The following is an 18,225-nucleotide window of genomic DNA, read 5'->3' as shown; positions in this document are numbered from 1 at the left end:
CCGACCGGAGCAATCCCAAGAACGGAGCGCCCAAATGAACCGCAGCTTCATCGCCCGGAACCCCTCGATCCTCTGGTTCCTGGCCTTCCTCGGGATCTTTACCCTGGCCGTCTCCCTCATGTCCGAGGCGACCGGGACCGGCTTCATCTCCACCAGTTTCGTCAAGACCCTGGGCAAGACGCTCTGCCTCTGCCTTGTCGCCATCGCGATGGACGTGGTCTGGGGCTATTGCGGCATCCTCAGCCTGGGCCATTTCGCCTTCTTCGGGATCGGCGGCTATGCCATCGGCATGTGGCTGATGTATGCCCGGACCGAAACCATCGTCACCGACAGCATGGCGGCGCAGGTCGTGCCGCCCAGCCCGCAAGAGGTGTCAGACGCCATCGCCAGCCAGATCTTCGGCGTCGTCGGCGCGTCGGAGTTCCCGCCAATCTGGGCCTTTGCGCATTCGCTGCCGCTACAACTGCTGATGGTGGTCCTGGTCCCCGGCCTGCTGGCGCTGATCTTTGGCTGGCTGGCCTTCCGTTCGCGCGTGACCGGCGTCTACCTGTCGATCCTGACACAGGCCATGACACTGGCCCTGGCCCTGTACCTGTTCCAGAACGACAGCGGGTTGCGCGGCAACAACGGCCTGTCCGGCCTGCAGAACATCCCCGGCTTCGAAGCCACGCCGCAAAGCATGGTCTCGATGGTCTTTTTCTGGGCCTCCGCCCTGGCACTGGCGCTGGGGTACATCCTGTTCGCCTGGGTCGTCTCGGGCAAGATGGGCAGCGTGATCCGCGCCATCCGCGACGATGAAACACGGGTGCGGTTCCTGGGCTACCACGTCGAAAGCTACAAGCTGTTCGTCTTTACGCTGACGGCGGTGATCGCAGGCATCGCGGGCGCGCTCTATTACCCGCAGGCGGGGATCATCAACCCGGCCGAGATCGCCCCCATCGCCTCGATCTACCTGGCGGTCTGGGTTGCCATCGGCGGGCGCGGGCGGCTCTATGGCGCGGTGCTGGGCACCGTCTTCGTCACCCTGGCCTCCAGCTGGTTCACCGGCGGCGGCGCCCCCGACATCGACCTGGGGTTCTACACGATCCAGTGGACCGACTGGTGGCTTGTCCTGCTGGGTCTCTCCTTTGTCGCGGTCACCCTGTTCGCGCCGCAGGGCCTGGGCGGGCTGGTCGACAAGATTGAGAGAAAATCATGAGCAAGACCCTGCTAGAACTCTCCGGCGTCTCGGTCTCCTTCGACGGGTTCAAGGCGATCAACTCGCTTTCCTTCCAGATCGGAGAGCCCGAGTTGCGCGCCATCATCGGCCCGAACGGCGCCGGCAAGACCACCTTCATGGACATCATCACCGGCAAGACAAAGCCGGACGAGGGTCATGTATTGTGGGGCGACAAGGGTATTTCCCTGCTCGGCATGTCGGAATCGGCCATCGCCCGCGAAGGCATCGGCCGCAAGTTCCAGAAGCCCACTGTCTTCGAGGCGCAAACCGTGCGCGAAAACCTCGCCATGGCGCTGAAGAACCCGCGTGGCCCCTTCGACGTGCTGTTTTACAAGAAGACGAAACAGGGCGCCGAGCGCATCGAGGAGATCGCCGAGCAGACCGGTCTGACCGACAGCCTGCCCCGCCCGGCGGGCGAACTCAGCCACGGCCAAAAGCAGTGGCTGGAAATCGGCATGTTGCTGGCGCAGGAGCCACGGCTCCTACTGGTCGACGAACCCGCCGCGGGCATGACCCCGGCGGAACGCGAAAAGACCACGGAAATGCTGGTCGAAGCGGCAAAGACCCGCGCCGTCGTCGTCGTGGAACACGACATGGAATTCGTCCGCCGCCTGAACTGCAAGGTCACCGTGCTGAACGAAGGCTCGGTGCTGGCCGAAGGCTCGATCGACCATGTCACCAGCAACCCGCAGGTGATCGAAGTCTACCTGGGCCGCTAAGCAATGCGCGGCCGCTTCTTCTTGGTAAAAATACTCCCTTGCGCCCGCGTCATCCCGCGCGCCGCCCGGACGACAGGAAAGCCCACCCCATGCTGAGCCTCTCCGACCTGACCCTGCACTACGGCCACAGCCAGATCCTCCATGGCATCTCGATGGAGGCGAAGCCCGGTGCCGTCACCTGCCTAATGGGCACCAACGGCGTCGGCAAGACTTCCCTGCTCAAGGCGATTTCGGGCACCCATACCCGATCCGGCGGCGCCATGACCCTGAACGGAGCCGACATCGCCCGAACCACCCCGGCGCATGCGCTGGCGCGGGCCGGGGTCGGCTACGTCCCCCAGGGCCGCGACATCTTTCCCCTGATGACCGTCAAGGAGAACCTCGAAACCGGATATGCCTGCCTGCCCAAGTCGGACTGGGGCATTCCCGACGAGACGTTCGAGCTTTTCCCGATCCTCAAGCAGTTCCTCGCCCGCCGTGGCGGCGATCTTTCGGGGGGACAGCAACAGCAGTTGGCCATCGCCCGCGCGCTGATCGCCCAGCCTAAACTGCTGCTTCTGGACGAGCCGACGGAGGGCATTCAGCCCAACATCATCAAGCAGATCGGAGAAGTCATCAAATACCTCCGCCAAAAGGGCGACATGGCAATCATCCTGGTCGAGCAGTTCTTTGATTTCGCTTACGATCTTGGCGATCATTTCGTGGCGCTGGAACGTGGCCGGGTGATCCACAACGCGCCCAAGGCAGACACCCCGCGGGAGGTTCTTCTGAAGAAAGTCTCGGTCTGATGCACCCATCAAAACTTTGACTCGTAAACTTTTTCCGTCGCCGTAAACGCACGCAAGTTTAGCCAAACAAGGGCCAAGAACCCCCGGAGATGCCGGGGGAAATGGCAGGCTTGTTAACCTGTGCACGCTTAAATCTGCCGTAGCGAACCCGATTATTCACGGAACTGCAGATGATCAAGGACCTTCAACAGAAACTGTCGCACTTCCAGCTGGACGGCGACAACGCAGCTTTGCTGCGCGAGGTCGGGGAGCTTCTCAAACCCGAACTCGACGCAGTTCTGACCGCCTTCTACAAGCGCGCCCAGGCCAACCCCGATACCGCGGCCTTCTTCGACGGGCCGGAACGGATGGAATACGCCCGCAACGCCCAGAAAAAGCACTGGACCCGCCTTCTCTCGGGAGAGTTCGACGCGGAATATTTGGCCTCTGTCGACCGGATCGGGCGCACCCACGCCCGGATCGACTTGCCTCTCGACATTTACATGTCCGCCTATTCGCTGGCCACGACCGACCTCGTCGCCGCCCTCTTCAAACGTATTCCACGTCGCAAGCGCACCCGCCTGGCCGTCATGGTCGGTGTTCTGACACGCGCCTTCGCACTGGACATCGAACGGGTGGTCGAAACCACCTTCCGCATCCAGGCAGAGGAACAGACCGCCGCCTTCGGCCATATCGACACCGCGATCGAGAAACTGGCACAGGGTGATCTGACCCATGTCATCCCCGGCCCCGACAGCAGCGACTACCCCAAGCGTTTCGACGATGTGAGGACCAAGCTGAACGGCGCCACCGCGAACCTGCGGGACACCATGAACCAGGTCACGGGTACCATGTCGAACCTGGTCAAGATCGTCGAGGAAGTGTCGGCCGCCGCGGACGACCTGTCGGAACGCACGGCCAATCAGGCCGCGTCGCTGGAGGAAACCGCCGCCGCCGTGCACGAACTGACCGAAAACGTCGCCAACTCTTCCAAGAACACGCAGGAGGCGAACCAGGTCGCCGTCAATGCGTCGCAGACAGCGCTGGAAGGCGCGCGCACGGTCGAGGAGGCCTCGGGCGCGATGAACCGCATCCAGACCTCCTCGAACCAGATCACGCGGATCATCGGGCTGATTGACGACATCGCCTTTCAGACCAATCTGCTGGCCCTGAACGCGGGCGTCGAGGCGGCGCGCGCCGGCAGGGCCGGCAGCGGGTTCGCCGTGGTGGCCGAAGAGGTGCGGGTGCTGGCCGGCAATGCATCGGACGCCGCGCGCCAGATCACCGAGCTGGTCTCGAACAGCTCGAAGGAAGTGACCAGCGGCGTCGACCTGATCGACAATGCCGGGCACAACCTCAAGGCCATCGTCGAAAGTTTTGAAAAGGTCTCGGGCCTGTCCGCCGCGATCGCCGCCGCCTCCAGCGAACAATCCACCGCCCTCGCCGAGGTCAACTCGGCCGTCAGCCAGATGGACTCGGTGACTCAACAAAACGCGGCGATGGTGGAACAGACAACCGCCGCCGCCTCTATCATGCGCCAGAACGCCACCGAGGTGGCCGCCGCGCTGTCCGGACTGAAGATCGGCGCAACGGCTCTGCAGCGACCGCACCGGCCAGCGGCGCAGAGCGAGGCAGCCTGACCAGGACACATGATCTCACCGCAGGCAGGGAAAGGCGGCCCGGATCGCTTTTTCCCGCGCCGCTGTCAGGTAGACGGGCCGATGCGTGGCCAGAATGCGCCGCGCCTCGGTCCTTGCGCGTGTCCGTGCCTCCTCGGCTCCGGCCACCTCCCAGCTGCGCGGATCGCTGCGGTCCGCAAGGCGCGGATAGAGATAGTCCCGCTCCATCGCCGCGCGGGTCTGGTCGGCCCCCAGGAAATGCCCCTGGCCCAGGACCGCGGCCCGGATCGCCTCGACACCCAGTGTGTCCTCGCTGACCTCGATGCCGCGCAGCACCCGTTGGACCGCCCCCAACATCTCGTTGTCGAGGACAAAGCCCTCGAAGCTGGCGCCCAGCAACGCGGCGGTCATACCCGCGCTTTCATAGACCAGGTTGCCGCCGGCAAGCCCCGCCGCCAGCGCCGTCATCCCCTTTTCCATCCCGTATTGCGCATCAACCGCCTTGGCATCCGTCATGGAACAGGCCACGCCCGACGGCAGGCTCAGCCAGTTGGACAGCTGGGCCGAGGCCGCGTTCAGCAAGGCGACCTCTCCACCCCCTCCGGAAAAGGCCCCGGTGCGCAGATCGACGACAAAGGGCCAGTTGGAAAAGACCATCGGATGTCCCGGCCGGATGGCATCGACCATGACCAGGCTGGCCAGCGTTTCGGCCAGTGACTGCGCCAGGAACCCCGCCAGCGTCGCCGGCGCCGTCGCACCGGCCTGCGCCGCGGTGATACAGGACAGCGGCATGTTGGCCGCGATGCAGGCATAGGCCACCTCGACCGCGTCGGCCCCGTACCGCATGGGAGAGATCACCGGGCTGATATGCGCCTTGAGAATGGGACGGGCTGCAAAGGCGCCCTCGCCTCCCAGAGCCATGTCCATCATCGCCACGACCGGCGCCACGTTCTCGGCCAGGGTAAAGGCGCTGGCCACCGGTTTCGTCGTACCGGAGAGCAGGGCATAGGCCGTGTTCATGTCCAGATCATGCGGGTCTGCCACGTCGGTCGCGATACAACAGCGTGTAAACCAGCTGATGTTCTCAAGCGCGTCCTGTAGGCGGGTAAAGTCCCGCAGGTCCTGCAAGGTGGCGGCCCTATATCGCCCGCTGTCCAGATCCACAACCTGCACCGCCGCGCCGCCCGTCCCGAAAAAGACCCGGTCACCGCCGACCTCGATATCGCGCGCCGGATCACGACCGTGAAGGACAAAGCGTTTCGCCGCCCGGTCCACGGCCGCATCGACCAGCGCCGCCGGAAACAGGACACGCGGACCGCACGCCTCTGCCCCGGCGGCCAGGAGATCGGCGCGCAGCCGGTCGGGCACCTCGCCCATGCCCAGCTCGGCCAACAAGCGCTTGGCGGCGGCATAGATCGCCGCCATGTCAGCCAGGGTCAGCGGCGCGTATTGCCCGCCGACCTGACCCGGCGGCGCCGGACTGACCGGCCCCTTTGCCCGGGCCGCATGACGCGCAAGACGACCGCCGGGCCGCCGACCGTCCCGCCCCACGCGCAGGGGGCGCTGGTCCTTTTCGATGTCCATGTCGTTCACTACGGGCCGCGCTGCCGCTTCTGACAAGCCACCACGCACATCTGCAGGCTTTCGAAAACTCCCTTTTCGAGACGCTTAAGTCGCGACAGCCGCCTTGCCCCGACCCGGGAGTTTGCCCCCGATGACCCGCAGCACCAGGAGGCCCGCACATGAAGACCACCACTCGCGCCGTCGTCATCGGCGGCGGCATCGCCGGATGCTCCACCCTCTACCACCTGACGCAGGAGGGCTGGACAGACGTCATGCTGCTGGAACGGGACGAGCTGACGTCGGGCACCACCTGGCATTCAGCGGCACAGGTGACGAACTTCGGCATGTCCCAGACGATGGTCGGCCTGAAAAGCCACTCGATCGCGCTGTACAAGGAACTGTCGGAGGACCCGGAATATCCCGTCACCTACCACCACGCCGACGGCGGCATCCGGCTGGCCAACACGCAGGCGCAAATGGATGGCTATCGCCACTTTGCGTCGATGGCGCGCGGCATGGGGGTGCATTTCGAGGTCATCGACGCCGCCGAATGCGCCCGCCGCCACCCGCTGATTTCCACCGAGAACCTTGTCGGCGGGCTCTGGGACCCGTTGGATGGCGACATCGACCCGGCGCAGCTGTGCCAGGCGCTGGCCCGCCGCGCGCGGCTTGTCGGGGCCGAAGTCCACCGCCAGACCCTCGTCACCGCGCTGCGCCAGTTGCCCGACGACAGCTGGATCGTCACCACGCCCCGGGGCGAAATCCACACGCAGGTTGTCATCAACGCCTGCGGCTATCGGGTGAACGAAGTCGGCGCCATGATGGGAGTGCATCACCCGGTCATGTCCTTGGAGCACCAGTATTTCGTGACCGAGGAGATCGCGCAGATCGCGCAGGCCGGTCACAGGATGCCTCTGCTGCGCTGCCCGATCTCGGACTACTACTGTAGGCAGGACAAGACCGGGCTGCTGATCGGCTTTTACGAACAGGATTGCCGGACCTGGGGCATGGACGGGATCGACCCGAAGTTCACCAACGCGCTTTGCCCCGACGACCTCGACCGGATCATGGACGTGCTGGAGGGCGCCTTTGCCCGGATGCCCGCCCTGCGCGAGGTCGGCATTCACACCATCGTCAACGGCCCCATCACCTATACCATCGACGGCGCGCCGCTGGTCGGCCCGGTCCCGGGCAAGCGCAACGCCTTTTGCATCATCGGCCTGCGCGCGGGCCTTGGCGAGGGCGGCGGTCACGGCTGGCTGCTGGCCCAGCAGATCGTTCACGGCGAGGCGGTCTACGACACCTGGGCGCTGGACCCGCGCCGCTATGGCCCCCACACAAATGTCGAACTGACCGCCCGCATGGCCGTGCAGGACTACCAGAACGAATTCCGCTTTCACTTTCCCAACGAACACCGCCCGGCGGGCCGCATGGCCCGCACCACGCCGCTCACCCCGATCCTCGCCACCGAAGGCGCGCATTTCGCACCAGTCAACGGCTGGGAACGGGCCGAGGTCTTTGCCCCCGGCGTGACCGTCACGCCCTCGTTCCGCTTTGACGAGACCCATGCCCATGTGGCGGCCGAAGTCGCGGCGGTCCACAGCGCCGTCGGCCTGACCGAGGTCAACGGCTTCAACCGGATCGAGATCACAGGCGTCGACTGCCACGCCTTCCTCGACCGGCTCTCCTGCTCGCGTGTTCCCACCCGTGCGGGCCGGGTCGGCCTTGGCTACCTGCTCAACCATCAGGGTTGCATCAAGTCCGAGGCGACCTTTACCAACCTTCCCGCTTCAGATCGCGGCCCGGAGCGGGTCTGGTACGGCTCCGCCGCCGCCTCAGAACGCCATGACCTCGACTGGCTTCTGGCTCACCGCCACCCGGACGAAGACGTGCAGATCCGCAGTCTGACCCACGACATGACCATCCTCGTACTGGCCGGTCCGGAATCGCGCGCTGTCCTGTCAGAGGCCGCACGCGGCGACTGGTCGGCGGCGGCCTTTCCCTGGTTGTCCGCGCGCGAATGTTACATCGGCTACGCCCCGGCCACCGTCCTGTCTGTCAGCTTTTCCGGCGAACTGGCCTATGAAATCCATGTGCCCAACGCCTCGCTCTTTGCGGCCTTTTCAGCACTGCGCGAAGCTGGCGCCGCGCATGGTCTGCGCCTGTTCGGCAGTCACGCGATCGAGTCCATGCGGCTGGAGAAAAGCTTTCTGCACTGGAAATCCGACCTCCTGACGGAATTCGACCCTTACGAAACCGGGCTGGGTCGCTTTGTTTCAAACAGCAAGTCATTTGTCGGGAAAGAGGCGCTGACCCTGCGCCAGGCGGCGGGACCACGCAGGCGCCTTGTCACCCTGCGGCACGCGGCGCCGGACCGTGTGGCCCGGGCCGGTGCCTCGATGATGCATGACGGCAAGGTTGTCGGCACTGTCACCTCCGGCGCCTACGGGCACCGCACGGGGATGAACCTGGCGCTGGGTTTTGTCGACCCGGACCTTGCCGCACCGGGCAGACGGGTCGAGCTGGACCTGCTGGGCGCGCTGTTCCCGGCAGAGGTGATCCCGCGCAGCCCCTTCGATCCCGACATGACACGCCCCCGCGCGTAGACCGCTGCCTTGACCTTCCCCCAAGGGGAAGCCCTATCTGATCGGGTGAACCAGGACAGGACCGGAAGAAAGGACCACAAGGACCATGCCGATCACCACCATCCCCCGCCGCGGCCTGCTGATGGGGGCCCTTGCCGCAACCGCCCTGCCCGGCGTGCTGCGGGCCTCCACGCCGGACATCCACGTGCTCAAGGACCGCAATTGCGGCTGCTGCAGCTCCTGGGTCAAGATCCTGCGCCAAGAGGGATTTTCCGTCACCACCGAGGACACCCATAACGCCGCGCTGATCCGCTACAAGATGGACAATGGCATCCCGCCAAAGATGGCCTCCTGCCACACGGCGCGGATCGAGGGCTACCTGATCGAGGGTCATGTCCCCGCCGCCGACATCCGCCGCCTGCTGAAAGAACGCCCCGAAGCACGCGGCCTTGCTGTGCCCGGCATGCCCTACGGCTCTCCCGGCATGGGGCCACAGGACCAGCGCGAGGCCTATGATGTCCACCTGATCCTGCGCGACGGGACGACCCGCGTTTTTACCAGTTACGACGCCGCCTGACGGCCCGGGCAAGCGTGCCCCGGGCCTGCCCCGGGGCCTCTCCCCTTGCCCGCAAGACGCTTTCGTCGCACAACATGCGGGCAGACCCGCCGTACAAGTTGTGGGTCCGGACAGGAGGAAACCCCATGCCGAAATTCGCCCTTGGCAAGACCGATCTCGACGTCACCGAGCTCTGCTTTGGCGCCTCTGCCCTGGGCGACATGCCCGACACCTACGGGTATTCGGTCGATGACGACCGCGCCCGCGCCACGGTCGAAGCGATCTTTGACGGGCCGGTGAATTTTCTCGACACGTCGCGCAACTACGGTTTCGGTCGCTCCGAAGAGCGTATCGGCGCCGTCATCAAGGCGCGCGGCGGCCTGCCAGAGGGCTTTGTCCTGTCGACCAAGCTGGACCGCGAAATGGACACCGGGCGTTTCGATGCCGCCCGCGTGCGCCAGTCGCTGGAGGAAAGCCTGACGGCGCTGAACCTCGACAGCATTCCCCTGTTGCACCTGCATGACCCGGAACATGCCCGCGACCTGGCAGAGATCACCGGCGAGGGCGGCGCGCTGGACGAGTTGTTCAAGCTCAAGGAAGAGGGGCTGGCGCAGGCCGTGGGGCTCGCGGCGGGCAAGCTCGACGTGATGGAGCCGATCCTGCGCGCCTACCCGTTCGACGCGCTGATCTCGCACAACCGGTTCACCCTGCTGAACCGCTCGGCGGATGCGATGTTCGATTACGCTTATGACAATGACATTGCCGTGCTGAACGCCGCCCCCTTTGCCAGCGGCGTCCTGGCCAAGGGCAGCGCCGCCATGCCGCGCATCACATACCAGAAAGCGGACGATGCGGCCCTGGCCCCGGTCCGCGCCATCGAGGAGGCCTGCGCCCGGCACGGCGTGCCCACTGGCCCCGCCGCGCTGCAGTTTTCCCTGCGCGATCCGCGCATCACCTCCACCGTGGTCGGCGTGTCGAAACCGGAACGGGTCCAGCAGACACTCGACTGGGCGGCGATGAAACTGCCAGAGGCGCTCTGGGACGACCTGTCGAAACTGCCCTTCTCGGACGAGGACCCGGAGGCCAACCGCGACTACAGGCCCGGCTGAGGTCGCCAAGGGCGTAGGGCGGGGTTTACCCCGCCGCCCCGGTTCAGGCCTCCTTGGCCCAGTTGTCCCAGTCGTTGCCGTGCCAGATCACCTCGCCCTCCCAGGCAAAGGGGATCTGGTGCACCACCACGTCCTCACCCCGCATCAGGATCACGCGATAGGACGGCTCCAGCGGGCCCATCCCAGACAGTTTCGAGGGAGACAGGTTCGGGATCACCTGGTGCACCGTCGAGGCCACGCCGGAAAAGGGAATGCCCGCCAGCGTGCCCGACAGCGGCTCGTGCACATGACCGAAAAAGATGTGCACGATCCTGTTGCGATGCGCCTTCAAGAGCATCCTCAGCCCCGCCTGGTCGCGGTCGTTCAGAGACAGCATGTCCGAGGAGGGATCGCCCAGGTGCAGCGGGTTATGGTGAAAGAACAGGAAGGCACGGTCGCAGCCGTTCAGCTGCGCCCGCAGCCAGTCCAGCCGCGCTACGCAGAAATGGCCGACATGGGTCTGCGGCTGCACCGTGTCGCAATAGATGAACCGTCCCTCGGGCAGATCCTCGGCATGGTTGATGAAACCGGCCTCGTCGCGCGGATGCTCGGGGAATTGCTGCAGAAAGACCTCGCGATCGTCGTGGTTGCCCACCATCAGGCGCACCGGCATGGGCAGCACCCGCAGCGCCTGTTTCAGCGCCGCATAGGCCTCGGGGTCCGCCCAATGGGTGAGATCGCCCGTGATGACCAGTCGCACAGCGTCCGAGTGATGCTCGGCGATATGGCCAAAGGCGCGGGCCAGGCGTTCATGCGGGTCGATCCCCTCGATCAGCATGCCCGGCACGCCAAGGTGAATATCCGACATATGGATGAATTTCATGACACAACCCCCGCCCGAATCGGCACAACCCTATGACAGCCGGGTTACAGGATCACGACAGGCGGGCCGTTGACAGATGGCGCGCATCTGCGGCGTGCAGGTCATTTGCATGCAGGCCAAGGGCACCGGCAAATTGACAACCGGCGCGAGGGCGGCAACTCTGCAGCCAACCAAAGAACCGACAGGGGTATTTCCGATGAAACTCATGACTTTCACCGCGCTTGCCTGCGGCCTCGCAAGCGCCGCGCTGGCCCAGGGCGATTGCGCCGCCGGCAAGACCCTGACAGACGGCGTGCTGACCGTCGCAACCGGCAACCCTGCCTATTATCCCTGGGTGCTGGACGACGCACCGGAAAGCGGCAAGGGCTTCGAGGCCGCGGTGGCCTATGCGCTGGCCGAGGAAATGGGATTTTCTGGCGACCAGGTCACCTGGGTGCGCACCTCTTTCGACCAGTCGATCCAGCCCGGCGCCAAGAATTTCGACATCAACATGCAGCAGTTCTCGATCACCGAGGAACGTGAGAAGGTCGTCGATTTCTCTGACCCCTATTACAGTTCCGCGATGGCGGTCCTGACCACGCAGGGTGTGGTGGACGGAGGCGCCAAACCGACCGTTGCCAGCCTGAAAAGCCTGCTCTGGGGGGCTGACGCCAATACCACCGCCGTGCCGATGCTGATGGACCTCATCGGCCCCGACAAGCAACCGATGCTTTACGGCGACAACGTCGACGTGACCGCCGCCATGCAGGCGGGCCAGATCGACGCCGCGCTCTTTGACCTGCCCACCGCACTGTACCTGTCGGCGGTGGTGGTCGAAAACGGCACCATCCTCGGCCAGTTCCCGCCCGAACGCAGCGAAAGCCCCGATCAGTTCGGCCTTTTGATGGAGGAAGGCAGCCCGCTCAAGACCTGCGTCAACGAGGCCCTGGCCGCGTTGAAAGACAGCGGCAAGCTGGCCGCGATCGAGGCGGAGTGGCTGCAGGACGCGACCGGGGTCCCGGTCATCGAATAACCGGCCACAAGGGGACACCCCCACTTTACACTGGAAACATGCGGGGGTAGCCACGCGCGCCCCCGCCTGACGGACGTCCGATGCCCACACGCAGACAAGTCTTCGAAACCCGACAGCGCCGACGCGCCAACCTGATTGCCGCCGGCTCGACCCTGGCGGTTGTCCTGGCCATCGTGGTTCTGGTGCCACTTGCCCCCGGCTGGGATCGCGTCCAGCGCAGCTTTTTCAACGGAGAGGTTTTTGCCAAGACCTTTCCCGGCCTGCTCGAGGCCTTCCTGCTGGACATCGCCATCTTTGCCTGGTGCGCGCCGATCATCGCAGCACTGGGGCTTGCGGTGGCTGTTGCGCGCGACCTGCGCACACCGGCGCTTTACCCGGTGAAACTGGCCGCGATCCTCTACACCGACATCTTTCGCGGATTGCCGGTGATCCTGGTGATCTACCTGATCGGCTTCGGCATTCCCGGCCTCGGTCTGCCGCGCCCCTGGAATTCACCCTATATCTGGGGGTCTCTGGCGCTGATCCTCGTCTATGCCGCCTACGTGGCAGAGGTCATCCGGTCCGGCATCGAGTCGATCCACGAAAGCCAGCGCGCGGCGGCGCTGTCTCTGGGCCTGTCCTCATCGGACAGCATGCGGTTCGTGATCCTGCCGCAGGCCATCCGCCGCGTGGTGCCCGCCAACATGAACCTCTTCATCGCCCTGCAAAAGGACGTGGCCCTGCTCAGCTTTATCGGCCCGGTCGAGATTTTCCGACAGGCGGGCGTCTACAAGTCGCTGCTGGCGAATTTCACCCCCTATGTCGGCGCCGCGCTGATCTTTCTGGCGATCACCATCCCCGCGACCCGCTACGCCGACCATCTGATGAACCGCCAGCGCAAGGCCCGCAGCTGATGCCGACACTGACCCTGAAGAACGTCCGCAAGAGCTTTGGCGGCAATGATGTGCTGCGCGGCATCGACCTGGAGGTCACCACCGGCCAGATGATCTGCCTGATCGGCGCGTCGGGGTCCGGCAAGTCCACGCTGCTGCGCTGCCTGAACCTGCTGGAACCCATCGACGACGGCACCATCACCCTGGACGGGACGGATATTTCCGAACCCGGCTTCAACCCGCAACCGGTCCGCCAGCGTATCGGCATGGTATTCCAGAGCTACAATCTGTTCCCGCATATGACGGCAATGGACAACGCCATGCTGGCCCCCCGACGCATCCACGGCCACAGCCGGGCGGAACTGGAGCCGCGCCTTGCCGACCTGTTCACCCGCTTCGGGCTGGGCGACCGGATGCAGCACTACCCCGACCAGCTGTCCGGCGGGCAGCAACAACGGGTCGCCATCGTGCGGGCACTGGCAATGCGCCCCGAGATCATGCTGTTCGACGAGATCACCTCGGCGCTGGACCCGGAGCTGGTGGGCGAGGTTCTGGACGTGCTGCGGCACCTCAGGGCCGAGGGCATGACAATGGTCCTGGCCACCCACGAAATGGGGTTTGCGCGCGAGCTGGCGGACACGGTCTGCTTTCTCGACCAGGGCCGCATTCTCGAATCCGGGCCACCTTCGCAGGTCTTCGGCGACCCGCAAGAGGCCCGCACGCGGGCCTTCCTGTCCCGCGTTTTGTAGGCATTGGGCGGTCCGACCCCGCCCGCCCCCTCTCAAACACCGGAATTTGCCCGACTTTTCACAGGGTCGGGTTTTCCTTCGTTGACGCAACGGCCCCTTCTGAACAAACTGAAATCATCTTGATGACAAACCTTTTTTCGAAGGATCGATACCGTGCGTACCGCCGCTGCATTGGCCACACTGATTACTGCGCTGGGACTGGCGGCCACGACGCCCACCCCGACCCGTGCGCAGGAGTTCGTCGGCTTCGACCGGACGAGCTTTGGCAGCGTGGTCCTGCGCCGCAACCAGGCGGCCGGCGGCGGCAGCGACATCAACTTCGAACTGGCGGTCGGCGACTACAACAACGAACCGATCCTGAACTACTCGCCCAATAGCGTCTTTTCCAAGATGGGGCTGGCCGTGGGCCGCCTGGATATCCTGACGGATACCGGCGTCTACCCCTGCACCGCCTTCATCGTTGACAAGAAACATATCCTGACCAACCATCATTGCGTGCCCGGCATCCTGGACAATGAACGCGCCGGCGCCACGCGGATCGACTCGATCCTCTTTGTGGCCGGCTACCGCCAGCCCGGCGTCGACGAGGGCACCCGGCGCTATACCGTCGTGCCGACGCCGGTCGAGACCTCCAAGGATCTGGACTATGCGGTGCTCGAGGTGATCGGCGATCCCTCCGCCGACTTCGGTACACTGGACCTGGCCGCCATCACCCCGCAGGACAACGATCCTTACTGGGTCATCGGCCACCCGATGGGAGAGGCCCAGCGCATCAGCCGCGAAAAATGCCGCGCCAATGCGCCGGCCCTGTCGAACAAGCAACTGCTGCACACCTGCGACACGCTGCCGGGCAACTCCGGCTCGCCGGTGATCGACGCCTCGTTGCAGAAGGTCGTCGGCCTGCATCACGCCGGGTCGAACCGCGATGCCGTCAACTATGCCATCCCGATGGCCGATATCCTGGCCCAGTCCTCGGTGCTCAAGGCCGCTGTTGTGCCGGGCGCCCCGGATCCCGTCACGCCTCCGCCCCCCGCCCCCGGCGATGAAGGCAGCGGCAAACCGCTGCCCCCGGAAGACATCGCCCCGGAACTGGCGCTCTGCGACGCGCTCTATGCCGAGGCCAAGGAATTCGACGAGTGCTTTGCCTACGAGGCCTACCTGCAGGTCTGCGGCGACCACGGCTATTCGATCCTGGCCAAGTCCTATGTCGCGCGCCAGTGCACCGTCGCAGAGACGCCCGAAGAGCCGGTTCCGCCGGTCGTGGACACCCGCCCGGACGAACCTCTGCTGTGGTGGTGCACCTCGCCCAACCTCAACACGACCGAACGCACGATCTGCGGCGACCGTTATCTTGCCGGTCTCGACGAGGAGATGGAGCGCGCCTACAAGAACCCCGCCCGCCCGGTCAGCGCCTCCGAGCAGCAGAGCTGGCGCATCAACAGCCGCGACCGCTGCGGCGCCGATCCCGATTGCATCTCACGCGTGGTGATCGAGCGGATCACCTATCTCAAGACCCCGGAAAAGGTGGTGACGCCGCCGCCCAGCCACACCTTCCCGATGTATGTCACCGGGACCGATCACCTGAACGTCCGCTCTGGCCCGGGCACGCAATACGGCGTGGTCAACCGGATCGACTTTGGCGACAAGGTGACGGTGCTGAACCAGAGCGGCGGATGGAACAACGTGCGCCTGTCGAACGGTCAGGACGGCTGGGTCTCGAACCACTACCTGGCCTCGGACAAGCCGCGCCAGCGTCCGGTGACGCAGTGCACCGCCACCGTGGTGAACCTGAACCGCTACAACAGCCATACCCGCCGTGACGGGAGCGGCTTCCTGAATATCCGGACCCAAGCCAGTACGCGCGGCCGGATCGTCTCCGAGACCTATCTCGGCGACACCCTCAAGGTGCTGAACCAGAGCGGAAACTGGGCCCAGGTCCGCTGCCTCTCGGGACAGTGCCGCAATCCTCACCGAGGCAGCGGCGGCGTGACCGGCTGGGCCTCGAAAAAGTACCTCTCGATCCGGTGCCAATAACCCGTATTCCACCCCAATCCCTCTTTGAACAGGAGAAGATGTTATGCAACCCAACACCCTGATGAAGGTGAGCGTCATCGCCCTGACCGCCGCCTTCGCCCTGCCAGCTTTGGCGCAGGATCAGACCAAGCTGATTGATCCTGAAGACGTCGATTATGCCCTGCCCGCCGATGCGACCGCCCAGGAAAAGGCCGCGTATGATGTTCTGAACAAGTACTGTTCGGATTGTCACCAGCAAGGCGCGCTTGGCGATGGCCTGACGACTCCCAAGGCGGGCTTCGGCCATGTCCTCGATCTGCGCCGTCTCGCCCACGACCCCAAGTTCGTCTCGGTCGGTGAGCCGGCCCAATCCAAGCTGTACCAGGTCATCACCGGCGGCGCGCCGGCGATGCCGGACAACTGCTGGGATCCCAGCTGCGTGCCGAACGAGGCCGAGTTGCAACTGCTTCAGGACTGGATCGTCGCTCTGGGGGATACCGCGCCCGAGCCGCGCACCTACATCTCGCTCGCGGACATGTACGCGATGGCCCATGCCGACATGCAAAGCCTGCCGACCAACCGCCGCGACCGCGTCCGCTATATCTCGATGCGGCCGATGTGGAACGACCCGGACGTCACCGACGAAAATTACACCGCCTACCTGGCGGCAACGGTCAAGTTGCTGAATGCACTGAGCTGGAACCCCAACGTCTACAAGTTCGAAAAGGTCGACGACCACGGCATCCTGCTGCGCGTCTTCCTGCCCGATCTCGACTGGACGCATGAAACCTGGGGCTACATGGAGGCCCAGTATCCCTACGGCATGGAAAGCGACACCGACCCGTACCTGGGTTCGCTGCAGCACCTTGCCGGCACCAAGATCCCGGTCATCCGCGCCGACTGGTTCGCCGCGACCGCATCGGTTTCGCCCATGTATTATGACATGCTGGGCCTGCCGGACACGGTGCATGGACTGGAAAAGCTGCTGAACCTCGACATGAAGAAGAACATCCTGAACGAGCAGGTCGTCCGCGCCGGCTTTCAGGACTCGGGCGTGTCAACGCACAACCGCCTGATCGAACGGCACCCGATGGGCACCGGTTTTTTCTGGACCTCGTATGACTTTGCAGGTTCGGCAAAACGTCAGAGCTTCTTCGAATTCCCGCTGGGTCCGACCGATGCCTACGGTCCCGATCTCGCCTTCAACCATGACGGCGGCGAGTCGATCTTTACCCTGCCCAACGGCTTTCACGCCTATTACCTCAACACCGCCGAAGGTGATCGCCTGAACGTCGGCCCGACCTCGATCGTGCGCGACACCGACTATCCCGACGGCACTGGCGAGGTGGTCAACGGCATCTCCTGCATCTCGTGCCACTCCAAGGGCATGCGGTTCAACGACGACACCGTGCGTGACGTCGCCCTGAACAACCTGTCCCTGCCGGCCTCGGCGCGTCAGACCATCGACGCGATCTACCCGGGCAAGGATGTCGTGAACGAGTATTTCCAGCGCGACATGGAGGCCTTCCTGGCCACCCTGGAAAGCGCCGGGATCGAACCCGACACCAAGGCCGCCGGTCTGGAGCCGGTGCGTGGTCTCTTTGTCTACCACGTCGATTACTTCATCGACTTCGACCAGGCAGCCAACGAACTGGGTCTGACCTCGGACGCGCTGCGCAGCCGCATGGCCTTTGCCGGGCACGAGATGGCCAGCCTGCTGACCCGTCTCGACACCTCGCCGATCGCGCGGGATGAATGGACGGCGGCCTACCCGGTCCTGCTTGAAAAACTGACGGACTACCACCCGTACAAGACCGACCATGTCGTGACGGCGGATCTGTCCTACTCGGTCAAGCAGGTCGTCAAGGACACCGACTATGAGCCGCCGGCCAAGAAGGTGAAAGTGGTCAAGGACGATGGCTATGTGGACACCAAGGTCGTCAAGAAAGACGCCGACTACACGCCCACCGACAAGGACTATGTCGTGACCGGCAAGGAACCGATCAAGACGCATGACGACGCCAAGAAGTACGGCGACGATTATGATCCGGTCCAGCACTCGGCCGCGGCGCAGAGCCACCTGACCGTCTACACCGACAAGCCCACCTACAAGGTCGGCGACGAACTGCGGGTCTTCATCGAACCGCGCCACGACTGCCGCCTGACGCTGATCTCGATCGACGACGATCATGACAGCTGCGTGCTGTACCCCTTCCCGGGCCTCGATGACATCGTCATCCCGGGCGGCACCCAGTACGTCTTCCCGCCGAAGGGCGCGCTGCGCACCTCCGAACCGGGGCTGGAGACAATCCTGGCGATCTGCAACGGTGGCGACGCGGCCATCAAGAAGGCGACCCGCGATACCTCCAAGGTGTCCTGCGCAGCCGGTCACAAGACCGTCTCCAAGGATCACTACGAGGGCATCGTCAAGGAAACCCTCATTCTTGACCTCGACGCAGACGCCAAGGACAAGAAGCATACCGCAAGCGGCGTAGACTACCGCGCCGTGTCCAAGCACAACCCCGACGTGACCAAGGCCCAGATCTCGGTCGTGGTCCGCGATTACTGAGGAGACGAGAG

General features: G+C 64.6%; 14 protein-coding genes. 12 read left to right on the top strand and 2 right to left on the bottom strand.

Features of this window, described 5'->3' with window-relative positions; all coding sequences use genetic code 11:
* Positions 1-34 precede the first annotated feature (34 nt).
* From urtC to KZZ07_RS03550, 4 genes are all read left to right on the top strand, one after another.
* Positions 35-1,198: an urea ABC transporter permease subunit UrtC gene (gene urtC / locus KZZ07_RS03565; RefSeq protein ID WP_219512322.1), complete on the top strand. Its 1,164-nt coding sequence runs from the start codon at positions 35-37 to the stop codon at positions 1,196-1,198.
* The gene (gene urtD / locus KZZ07_RS03560) at positions 1,195-1,938 is read left to right on the top strand and encodes an urea ABC transporter ATP-binding protein UrtD (RefSeq protein ID WP_219512321.1); all 744 of its coding nucleotides are present in this window, start codon (positions 1,195-1,197) and stop codon (positions 1,936-1,938) included. Before urtC ends, urtD begins: the two co-directional genes overlap by 4 nt.
* A gap of 89 nt (positions 1,939-2,027) precedes the next feature.
* Complete coding sequence (urtE, locus tag KZZ07_RS03555; protein WP_219512320.1) at positions 2,028-2,726, top strand: urea ABC transporter ATP-binding subunit UrtE; 699 nt, start codon at positions 2,028-2,030, stop codon at positions 2,724-2,726.
* 170 nt (positions 2,727-2,896) lie between these two features.
* Positions 2,897-4,345, top strand: a complete 1,449-nt coding sequence (locus KZZ07_RS03550) for a methyl-accepting chemotaxis protein (protein ID WP_219512319.1) — start codon at positions 2,897-2,899, stop codon at positions 4,343-4,345.
* 15 nt (positions 4,346-4,360) lie between these two features.
* Here KZZ07_RS03550 and KZZ07_RS03545 read toward each other — a convergent pair whose 3' ends face one another.
* Positions 4,361-5,908 carry a trimethylamine methyltransferase family protein gene (locus tag KZZ07_RS03545; RefSeq protein WP_219512318.1) on the bottom strand — a complete coding sequence of 516 codons (1,548 nt, stop codon included), beginning with the start codon at positions 5,906-5,908 and terminating at the stop codon, positions 4,361-4,363.
* A gap of 158 nt (positions 5,909-6,066) precedes the next feature.
* On the opposite strand from KZZ07_RS03545, the gene KZZ07_RS03540 reads away from it, so the two are divergent.
* The 3 genes from KZZ07_RS03540 (at position 6,067) to KZZ07_RS03530 (ending at position 10,137) form a co-directional block, all read left to right on the top strand.
* On the top strand, positions 6,067-8,493 hold the full coding sequence (locus KZZ07_RS03540; protein WP_219512317.1) for an FAD-dependent oxidoreductase: 2,427 nt from the start codon (positions 6,067-6,069) through the stop codon (positions 8,491-8,493).
* An 85-nt stretch (positions 8,494-8,578) separates the two neighbouring features.
* The gene (locus tag KZZ07_RS03535; RefSeq protein ID WP_219512316.1) at positions 8,579-9,049 is read left to right on the top strand and encodes a DUF411 domain-containing protein; all 471 of its coding nucleotides are present in this window, start codon (positions 8,579-8,581) and stop codon (positions 9,047-9,049) included.
* A gap of 125 nt (positions 9,050-9,174) precedes the next feature.
* Positions 9,175-10,137, top strand: coding sequence for an aldo/keto reductase (locus KZZ07_RS03530; RefSeq protein WP_219512315.1), 963 nt, complete (start codon positions 9,175-9,177; stop codon positions 10,135-10,137).
* Between the two features lie 43 nt (positions 10,138-10,180).
* Here KZZ07_RS03530 and KZZ07_RS03525 read toward each other — a convergent pair whose 3' ends face one another.
* On the bottom strand, positions 10,181-10,999 hold the full coding sequence (locus KZZ07_RS03525; protein ID WP_219512314.1) for a metallophosphoesterase: 819 nt from the start codon (positions 10,997-10,999) through the stop codon (positions 10,181-10,183).
* Positions 11,000-11,195: 196 nt separating this feature from the next.
* Here KZZ07_RS03525 and KZZ07_RS03520 point away from each other — a divergent pair, with 196 nt between their 5' ends.
* From KZZ07_RS03520 to KZZ07_RS03500, 5 genes are all read left to right on the top strand, one after another.
* Entirely contained in the window at positions 11,196-12,011 is an 816-nt protein-coding gene (locus KZZ07_RS03520; RefSeq protein ID WP_219512313.1) for an ABC transporter substrate-binding protein, read from the top strand.
* Positions 12,012-12,091: 80 nt separating this feature from the next.
* On the top strand, positions 12,092-12,904 hold the full coding sequence (locus tag KZZ07_RS03515) for an amino acid ABC transporter permease (RefSeq protein ID WP_219512312.1): 813 nt from the start codon (positions 12,092-12,094) through the stop codon (positions 12,902-12,904).
* On the top strand, positions 12,904-13,632 hold the full coding sequence (locus KZZ07_RS03510) for an amino acid ABC transporter ATP-binding protein (protein ID WP_219512311.1): 729 nt from the start codon (positions 12,904-12,906) through the stop codon (positions 13,630-13,632). The genes KZZ07_RS03515 and KZZ07_RS03510 overlap by 1 nt, the downstream gene beginning before the upstream one ends.
* A 153-nt stretch (positions 13,633-13,785) precedes the next feature.
* Complete coding sequence (locus tag KZZ07_RS03505; RefSeq protein ID WP_219512310.1) at positions 13,786-15,666, top strand: SH3 domain-containing protein; 1,881 nt, start codon at positions 13,786-13,788, stop codon at positions 15,664-15,666.
* A 43-nt stretch (positions 15,667-15,709) separates the two neighbouring features.
* The gene (locus KZZ07_RS03500) at positions 15,710-18,214 is read left to right on the top strand and encodes a DUF4384 domain-containing protein (protein ID WP_219512309.1); all 2,505 of its coding nucleotides are present in this window, start codon (positions 15,710-15,712) and stop codon (positions 18,212-18,214) included.
* The last annotated feature ends 11 nt before the right edge of the window (positions 18,215-18,225 follow it).

Source organism: Mameliella sp. CS4 (assembly GCF_019392335.1).
GTDB lineage: Bacteria > Pseudomonadota > Alphaproteobacteria > Rhodobacterales > Rhodobacteraceae > Antarctobacter.
This window is presented reverse-complemented; position numbering and strand designations above follow the sequence as displayed.

What these genes read in the sequence shown, in the direction of transcription:
- urtC (WP_219512322.1), top strand. Translation starts at nt 35, where the DNA reads ATGAACCGCAGCTTCATCGCCCGGAACCCCTCGATCCTCTGGTTCCTG.
- urtD (WP_219512321.1), top strand. Translation starts at nt 1,195, where the DNA reads ATGAGCAAGACCCTGCTAGAACTCTCCGGCGTCTCGGTCTCCTTCGAC.
- urtE (WP_219512320.1), top strand. Translation starts at nt 2,028, where the DNA reads ATGCTGAGCCTCTCCGACCTGACCCTGCACTACGGCCACAGCCAGATC.
- KZZ07_RS03550 (WP_219512319.1), top strand. Translation starts at nt 2,897, where the DNA reads ATGATCAAGGACCTTCAACAGAAACTGTCGCACTTCCAGCTGGACGGC.
- KZZ07_RS03545 (WP_219512318.1), bottom strand. Translation starts at nt 5,908, where the DNA reads ATGGACATCGAAAAGGACCAGCGCCCCCTGCGCGTGGGGCGGGACGGT.
- KZZ07_RS03540 (WP_219512317.1), top strand. Translation starts at nt 6,067, where the DNA reads ATGAAGACCACCACTCGCGCCGTCGTCATCGGCGGCGGCATCGCCGGA.
- KZZ07_RS03535 (WP_219512316.1), top strand. Translation starts at nt 8,579, where the DNA reads ATGCCGATCACCACCATCCCCCGCCGCGGCCTGCTGATGGGGGCCCTT.
- KZZ07_RS03530 (WP_219512315.1), top strand. Translation starts at nt 9,175, where the DNA reads ATGCCGAAATTCGCCCTTGGCAAGACCGATCTCGACGTCACCGAGCTC.
- KZZ07_RS03525 (WP_219512314.1), bottom strand. Translation starts at nt 10,999, where the DNA reads ATGAAATTCATCCATATGTCGGATATTCACCTTGGCGTGCCGGGCATG.
- KZZ07_RS03520 (WP_219512313.1), top strand. Translation starts at nt 11,196, where the DNA reads ATGAAACTCATGACTTTCACCGCGCTTGCCTGCGGCCTCGCAAGCGCC.
- KZZ07_RS03515 (WP_219512312.1), top strand. Translation starts at nt 12,092, where the DNA reads ATGCCCACACGCAGACAAGTCTTCGAAACCCGACAGCGCCGACGCGCC.
- KZZ07_RS03510 (WP_219512311.1), top strand. Translation starts at nt 12,904, where the DNA reads ATGCCGACACTGACCCTGAAGAACGTCCGCAAGAGCTTTGGCGGCAAT.
- KZZ07_RS03500 (WP_219512309.1), top strand. Translation starts at nt 15,710, where the DNA reads ATGCAACCCAACACCCTGATGAAGGTGAGCGTCATCGCCCTGACCGCC.